Origin of the sequence: Rhizobium cauense (genome assembly GCF_019511525.1) — a bacterium.
Lineage (GTDB): Bacteria > Pseudomonadota > Alphaproteobacteria > Rhizobiales > Rhizobiaceae > Rhizobium > Rhizobium cauense.
In genome coordinates this window covers 1-761 of sequence record NZ_JAEUAT010000061.1, presented here as the reverse complement: position 1 = coordinate 761, position 761 = coordinate 1, and the positions used below count along the sequence as shown (strand labels likewise).

Below are 761 nucleotides of genomic sequence, written 5' to 3'. Positions count from 1 at the left end.
TCCGCTCTGAGCGACTTCTGATGGAACGGTTGGAATACGACCTTCTCTTCCGCTGGTTCGTCGACATCGGCGTTGACGATCCCGCTTGGGACCATTCGGTGTTTTCGAAGAACCGCGACCGGTTGCTCGATGGAGACATCGCTGCGAAGTTCCTGGGTGCAATCCTTTCCCAACCCAAGGTAAAGCGACTGCTGTCCACAGACCATTTCTCTGTCGATGGCACGCTGATCGAAGCCTGGGCGTCGATGAAGAGCTTCAGGCCGAAGGACGGCTCAAGGGACGATCACGGCGAACCACCATCGGATGGCGGTGGTCGCAACGTGCAAGCAGACTTCCATGGCGAAAAGCGTTCCAACGAGACGCATGCATCAACGACCGATCCGGATGCAAAGCTGTATAGGAAGGGAAAGGGCAAGGAGGCCAAGCTGTCCTTCATGGGGCATGGGTTGATGGAAAACCGCCATGGTCTTTTGGTCAATGCCCATCTGACCGAGGCCAACGGTTACGCCGAACGCATCGCGGCTCTTCACATGATTGAACCTTTCTGCGACCGGCCACAGGCAATCACCCTTGGTGCCGACAAGGCTTATGACACGAAAGACTTCGTCAAAGATTTGCGGTCGATGAAGGTGACGCCCCACGTGGCACAGAACGTCAATGGTCGCCGCTCGGCTATCGACGGACGCACTACACGCCATCCCGGCTATGAGGTCAGCCTACGCATTCGCAAGCGTATCGAGGAGGCGTTCGGCTGGATCAAA

General features: G+C 56.9%; 1 protein-coding gene. It reads left to right on the top strand.

The window, feature by feature from the left end; translation table 11 throughout:
• The coding region (locus tag JNB88_RS33125) for an IS5 family transposase (protein WP_220359166.1) at window positions 1–761 on the top strand (761 nt) is incomplete at both ends.